Annotated in this window: 5 protein-coding genes; all 5 read right to left on the bottom strand. The window is 57.2% G+C overall.

Going from position 1 to position 5,340, the window contains the following annotated elements:
- The coding region (locus tag AC2FLZ_RS21635; RefSeq protein ID WP_496882762.1) for a recombinase family protein at positions 1-324 on the bottom strand (324 nt) is incomplete at its 3' end.
- Positions 321-1,364 (bottom strand): tyrosine-type recombinase/integrase, encoded by a 1,044-nt coding sequence (locus tag AC2FLZ_RS21630; protein ID WP_496882761.1) that lies wholly within the window; start codon positions 1,362-1,364, stop codon positions 321-323. The genes AC2FLZ_RS21635 and AC2FLZ_RS21630, both read right to left, overlap by 4 nt.
- Positions 1,364-3,061 (bottom strand): tyrosine-type recombinase/integrase, encoded by a 1,698-nt coding sequence (locus AC2FLZ_RS21625; RefSeq protein WP_496882760.1) that lies wholly within the window; start codon positions 3,059-3,061, stop codon positions 1,364-1,366. Before AC2FLZ_RS21625 ends, AC2FLZ_RS21630 begins: the two co-directional genes overlap by 1 nt.
- Before the next feature lie 166 nt (positions 3,062-3,227).
- Entirely contained in the window at positions 3,228-3,434 is a 207-nt protein-coding gene (locus tag AC2FLZ_RS21620; protein WP_480442453.1) for a helix-turn-helix domain-containing protein, read from the bottom strand.
- Between the two features lie 180 nt (positions 3,435-3,614).
- Positions 3,615-4,448 carry a hypothetical protein gene (locus AC2FLZ_RS21615; RefSeq protein ID WP_496882759.1) on the bottom strand — a complete coding sequence of 278 codons (834 nt, stop codon included), beginning with the start codon at positions 4,446-4,448 and terminating at the stop codon, positions 3,615-3,617.
- Positions 4,449-5,340 lie beyond the last annotated feature (892 nt).

Raw genomic sequence — 5,340 nt, 5'->3', positions numbered from 1 at the left:
CTCGCCTTCGGTCAGAGTCATGATGCCGACCCCTGCAAAGCTCAGGCGTTTGAAAATCGCAGCGATGTCTGCCTGGTCCCGGCTCAACCGATCCAGCGCCTCTGCCAAGATTAGATCAACCCGTCCTTCCTGAGTTGCATTGAAGAGTGCTTGCAGCCCGGGACGCAACATGGACGCACCAGAGACCGCCCGATCAGAATAGGCGTCGACAACAGTCCAGCCTTCCCGCTCTGCACGTTCCCGGCACAAACGCATCTGGTCATCGATGGATGCGTCTCTCTGCATCTGGCTGGAGAAGCGGGCATAGATTGCAACTCGGGTCATCGTCTGGCCTTTCTCTTTAGGTCGATCAAAGCCGCGTATTCGCGGCCCGCTTCAATGGTTTGGGCGTGGATGTAGTGGTGCTCGGCGGTTCCGAAGTTCGTATGCGCAAGAATTGGTCGAATTAGCTTGGCGTGTTCCGGAGAAGAGCGGGCCAAGGTTGTCGCGGCAGCATCCCGGAAGAAATGCGGTGGGATGCGGCGACCCGTCAGCTTCAGGGTCTGCTCCGCGATCCGGGGGCTCAGCGCATCTTGCTTTAATGGTGCACCCGTCCTGCCGACCCACAAGGCATCGTGTTGTTGTTGGCCACGTTCCATAAAAAAGGGACGGGCTTCGTTGACATAGCGACGCAAGAGCGGCTCAACGATCTGGGGAACATCAGCTTCCCAAGGCTGTCCTGATTTTGTCAGATCCCCTGGGAGCGCAACAGTCATCGTGTCTGCAGTGACATACAGGGATGTGCCAATCCGAAGGCCCGCAAAGGCGCGTCGCCGCATCGGCATCAAAGCCAGCATGGCTATCATGGTGCCATCCCGCAGATACATCATTCTGCGAAGCGGTGTTGGTGCTGCTTCTGCATGACCCGTCGCTAGAGACATTCCCGCCTTGAATAGAACCTCGCTGGACAACACACGCCCAAGTTTGCGATCCCGATCACCTCGACCGGCGGCGCGCTTCAATCCCGTTTTTAGCTTTCGTTGACCAGACCAGTCCTGCGTAGGGTCCGCTGCGGATAGGATACGCAACACGCCATCAATGAACATCAACCGGGTCATCGGCCGGGTGTGTGAGAGGTTTTGAAGCCAAGCGCAAAGGCGCGGCAGGGTCCCGCGTCGAGTCGGAGGCAGTGTGATCGCCTCCGCATCGCTGGTAATCAGCCATTGTAGCCATCGGGCATAGCGCAATTCCAACGTCTTCAACGAGGTCGCACGTAGATGTGAGAGCGCACCGCAATCGTCAAGCGGTCCACCTTCCGTCTGAAGGTTGAGCCACATATCCCGGTCTTGCACGGGCCATTCGTCGAGCGGCAGAACAAGGCTCATCAGCGACGCCCTTTCTTGGCGTCTATAAGGTCAGCAAAGGCGCGTGTTGCCGACCGTGCCTCAAGACCGGAATACATGTTGATCGTGTGGCTGACTTCCGAATGCCCAAGCAACCGGCGCGCAACCTCGTAGCCGCCGGGATTGGCGTCGAGCCAGTTCATCACCGCGAAATGCCGAAACAGGTGGGCATTCATCTCCAACCCTGTTTCTTGCCGGATTCGTTTGGAGACGCGGGCAGACAAAACGCCGGAATCAACCGAATGTCGACCATCCCGGCGGGGAAAAAGCCAAAGCGTTCCCGCGGGGCAGAGTTCCGGGCAGCGAGATTTGAGATGTACGTCGATCATGCGCAATACATCACGCGGGATCTCGAACTCGACGGGTCGATCATTTTTGGTCTCGCCGCCTTCCAGAACCAGGTAGGCTCGGCCATCACCGGGACGGTGCAGGTGGCGTTCCAGGTGGATGCCAGCCAGGTTCTTCACGCGAACTGGGCAGACCAGCAAGATGGCGATGGCGAGCGCATCTTCGCGTGCCAGAGCCCAGCCATACGGCTTGGACGTGCCGCGTGGTCGCGCGAAAATCCGTTCAGGCAGGAGCAGCAGGCGCTGTTGATGCCGATCCTCTTGCAACACCCGCAGCCGGCTTCGGTTTTTTTGGGTCATGCCATTCTGAGGTTTGACCGCCAGGCGCGCGGCAAGCCCCGACAGCGCATCCCGGGTATTATCGGGTGCGTTGAGTATCCGGACCAGGTTGCGGAGCAGCGCGGCGATCTCACTGATCATCTTTGTGGTCTGGTTGTTGGTGCGCGATAACATCTGGCGCAAACCCCGTTCAGCCATCACCGGATTGATCAGGATGTCCAATCCGCCAATCTCCGCGATCGGGATACCAGAGTGAACGAGTTCGGAGGCAAACCGAACCAACTGTCTTTGGTATTGGGACAGGGTCGCGGGTCGGAGTGCCCTGTTCTGACCGTCATCTGCCAGCGGGTCCGGAGTTGCAAGACGGTGCATCAATTTTGCAAGCTCGCTTTGGAACGGCGTAGGAAATGCTGTCACGGGAAAGGTGATGACCTTCTGGCGCGTTTCCAGAGGCAGGTTGACCTTGGGCCATTCCGCAATACGTCGGGCCGCCAGGTTCCAGCCGTTGACCGCAGCCCGATATGCGACATCAGGAGATTTGCTGATCTCGTTATGCGCAAGGGCTTCTCGATAGGCCGCGGCATGCTTTTTGCGCACAGTGGCAGGTTTGACGCCTTGCCGGTTCAGAAAATGCACGAAGCGGCAGAGCGCGGGTTGCAATGTCTTGTCGCCCGACGCCAGAACGGCTGCCCAGAGCGTGTGCCAATCGGGAGACAGATCATCGATCCGGTTGTATCGCCGTTCCACCAGCCCGAAATGCACGAGGGCGGCCCGAGCATCACTGACCGCGTTTTGCCAGCTCTTTGGTGTCAGACCAAGCGCAGCCGGTGCAACTTTAGTCAAACGGGGCTGCAACCAGCGGCTATCGCAAGGCACATCCTCAGGAGGCAATCCAAGGGCCTTGGCTATACGGCGCAGACCGGAGATCATATCGCGGCGGCGTCCGTCTGTCAGAGAGCTATCGGAGCGCAGCTGTTCGATGAGCTCGGCGAACATCGGTGTGTCGGCTTTGACGAAGGCTAATGTCAATGGAACGGGGCTCTGGCTAGTCATCGGGATTACGTTCCTTTGGACAGGTCAGGTCTCGGGTGGACGGGTGTGGACAGGAGGTCCGATTCGGGAGAAGCGTAGCACAGAAAGTTAGAAACTTACGGGGATGCCCTCTTCCCGAAATGCGCTTAACACATTGACATTAATAGACATTAATGGTCGCGATTACCTACCAGCACTGTGCCTGCCGGTAGGCGGCATGAGCTGCCGGATCAATGCGGATGAGGCGTCCGCCAGGGCCCACCCGAATAACCTCAAGCAGGCCAGCCGCAATCGCACGGCGCACCGTCTTCTCCGAGCAATTGTCCAGTTCAGCGACGTCTTTCACCGACAGAAGTTTGCGGATTTGTTTATTCTTTGCTTTGATCTGTGGCATCCTGATGCGCCTCCTTTTGGTCAGAGGCGTTCCGGCCCAGTTCCCGTACTGTCTGGGCAGCCAACAATCGGACCAACTGGTCAATCGCTGTCTCAACCTGCCGGTGCGCGTGGTTGTCTGAAGGGGGTATGGCAGGAACGCGTGTCATGCCATGACCATGACAACGCAGGCTTGCTCATTCTAAGTGTATTGATTGCTTGTTTCCGGCGGGGCCCAACGCTCTTTCTCTTCGCGCTCAAGCCTGTCGCGAAAATCGTCAATATCCACGCGGATCGTCTCACCGCTCAGGATTTGCCCCGGCTCGGTGATCATCTTCACGACGGACTGGATGAAGGTAATCAGTGGCCCTTGCCGTTGTCCTCCCGGGCGGCCGTCTGAGTATGTCGTGTAGGTCAGGGGGCGACCGGCATCTTTCCAGATATAGCAGCAGCTCTCGACGATGTACTGACGGCGTTTGTCGCGTGAGAACCGCTTGTCACGCGGCGACATCTCCGCAGCCGCACCGGGTGTCTCGAAGATGTGTCGAATGTCATCGTTGATGTCCTGAGTAAACGTTGTCGCAGTCTCAAGTTTGTCGAGCATTTGGGGAAGAAGTTCTACATCTTCCGGTGTCGACGCGAAATAGGTCGAAAGCGTGCCCAATGCGTTGCGGAGTTCTTGGGGAGTAATCGAGCCGCGTTTGGTTTCCCGCATAAGCTGCTTGAGGTGCTTTTGACCTCGTTCAATCGCTTGTGAGCGTCGGACCTCGGTCAGATTGATTGCTATGTCGTCATCGTTGTTGAGGCAGTTCCCAAGAAGCACAGAGAGGTTGTGCACGAGTGTTTCTGCCAGGTCAAACTGCTTACACAAGCTCTCTATCATGTCCTCAGAAAGTACGCCGGGTTCCCCGTAGCTTCCAAGTTTCCAGGACAAAGAACATTTGATCCCATCCATGTGCGGATAAATGGAGTAGTCACCCTCGGTATCTGCAACGTCATGGTTGCCACTCTGACCGCTGTTCGAATTGGCGCTCATTATATTCTCCGTTTGGAACATTCTTTAACAGGCGACTCGTTCAACAGCGGTTGCGCACAACGTCAACGCTGTTTGCTGAGAAAGCGTGCTGATTAAGACGAGTCGACTTTGTCAAAAGTTACATACAAATATGAGAACGGAAAGCGAACAATTTGGCTTCGGATTCAGTATCGAACCGCTGGCCCGAACCGCCTGCGCTATTTGGGGGCTGCGGCGCTTCGGGCCAGCTACTAATTGTGGAGAGGGTGACCGTGTGAAACCCAACGAGTAAAAAAACCAGATCAATACACTTAGTTAGCACGAACACAAAATCGGACGTTCCGGGCCGGGATGGGTCTTCCCCGTCTCCGTTGCGCCCGGTTTATTCTTGCTGCTTCCCCTGGTGAACGATCAAAAAAAGCGGTGACCACGGTACGTTCACCAACCGGCCTCCAAAGGTGAACTATGGTTCGGGGACTACCCCAACCCGCACCGATGCGGCTCCTTCTGGCCCGGTGCAGAAACGCTACAACGGAACCCACCGGCCGATGGTTGTCATTCGACACCAGACGGATCGGGGACCGCCGAGACCGTGCGCGGTCAGAGCGGGGCAGGTGAGAAGCCTGTGGGGAAGCGGCTGGCCACCGACAAAAGGCATCGCGTGGATACGAACCTGAAAGCGAAGGGCCTTCTCCCGCATGACGGGGGGAAGGAGCGGGGGCCGGGTATTGTCTGATGGCAAGTCGGGATGTTTGTGGGCTGTGACCAGCCTTTGATGCGCGGCGCAGAGAACGGCAACTCCGAGCCGATTCTGTTGAAAAACAACGTGTTGCTGACGCAGAAAGTAGTCATCTGAGCTGAGTGCGATTGCCTTTCTTATCAGGTCTTTCGCGTTTGCTGCGGTGCAGGAATG

Source organism: Ruegeria sp. YKSF131 (genome assembly GCF_059612645.1).
This window is presented reverse-complemented; position numbering and strand designations above follow the sequence as displayed.

Excerpts from the sequence above, each read along its gene's own strand:
- AC2FLZ_RS21630 (WP_496882761.1), bottom strand. The coding sequence starts at position 1,364 with ATGAGCCTTGTTCTGCCGCTCGACGAATGGCCCGTGCAAGACCGGGAT.
- AC2FLZ_RS21625 (WP_496882760.1), bottom strand. The coding sequence starts at position 3,061 with ATGACTAGCCAGAGCCCCGTTCCATTGACATTAGCCTTCGTCAAAGCC.
- AC2FLZ_RS21620 (WP_480442453.1), bottom strand. The coding sequence starts at position 3,434 with ATGCCACAGATCAAAGCAAAGAATAAACAAATCCGCAAACTTCTGTCG.
- AC2FLZ_RS21615 (WP_496882759.1), bottom strand. The coding sequence starts at position 4,448 with ATGAGCGCCAATTCGAACAGCGGTCAGAGTGGCAACCATGACGTTGCA.